Annotated in this window: 3 protein-coding genes; all 3 read right to left on the bottom strand. The window is 63.9% G+C overall.

Annotated features, from left to right (window positions below; all coding sequences use genetic code 11):
- Positions 1–117: phage protein Gp37 (locus tag ADK28_RS33325; protein WP_152929728.1), on the bottom strand; the 117-nt coding region annotated here is incomplete at its 3' end.
- On the bottom strand, positions 117–557 hold the full coding sequence (locus ADK28_RS19265) for a gp436 family protein (RefSeq protein ID WP_048796406.1): 441 nt from the start codon (positions 555–557) through the stop codon (positions 117–119). The genes ADK28_RS19265 and ADK28_RS33325, both read right to left, overlap by 1 nt.
- Positions 558–567: 10 nt before the next feature.
- Positions 568–830, bottom strand: a 263-nt coding sequence (locus tag ADK28_RS32225; protein ID WP_048796407.1) for a hypothetical protein, incomplete at its 5' end; no start/stop codon positions are given.

Raw genomic sequence — 830 nt, forward strand, 5'->3', positions numbered from 1 at the left:
GATCAACTCCGTCAGGTCAGTGTCCATCTGGCCGCCGTAGCTCTCGACCTGAATAGCCATACGGCCGAGACCCAGCGTCAGGCGCTCGATGATGGCTTGCTCCACCTGGGTTATCATCAGTACGCCCCTCCGTCGGTATCGTTGCGGGAGAACCGGCGTGGCGCGCCGATGCAGAACTGCACGCTGGCATCGGCAGACTCGACCACCGTGCCGGAGGTCACCCCGGTGCCAAGCGTCACCGTGCCGGCCGCGACCTTCTCCAGGTAACGAATGGCAAACCGGTAGCGCTCCAGAATGACCTCGCTCTCCTGGCGCTCGGTGCCGGTCAGGCGATAGCGCGCAATGTCACACGCGATACCGATCAGCACGCGCGGCACGTCGCGCAGCGGCAAGGTGTAGCGGCCGGCCAGATAGCCATCAATCTCACCGTCAGCGCGTAGCAACCCATCCTCAATCACCAGCGGGTTGGGCTGGCCAAGATTGTCCCGGTCACTGAGCAGGCGCACCTCACGCTCCCCGAAACTGTCGACCATATCGTGATAGGTTGCGTATCCCATGCCGCCCCCGTTACTTGCCTTTACCGCTAGTTTTGGCGGTCGTTGAAGCCGGTTTAACCGGCTCGGTTGGCTTTTCCTCGGCGCTGTCGGCGCTGCCGGCATCGCCACCGTCTGCAACTGCGCTATCGCCAGCCCCGGACTCACCTGAGCCGGCACCAGCATCATCGGTCACCGTTGCCGGTGTGGCCGGTTCGCTGTAACCCAGCGCCAGCAACTCCTGATTGATGTCGTCGCGTAGGGCCAGCAGCTCCGGCACCTCGCCACTGCCGACCA

It is taken from the genome of Serratia sp. 506_PEND, from assembly GCF_001076875.1.
GTDB lineage: Bacteria > Pseudomonadota > Gammaproteobacteria > Enterobacterales > Enterobacteriaceae > Serratia > Serratia marcescens.

Coding starts and splice junctions, on each gene's coding strand:
- ADK28_RS19265 (WP_048796406.1), bottom strand. CDS start 557: ATGGGATACGCAACCTATCACGATATGGTCGACAGTTTCGGGGAGCGT.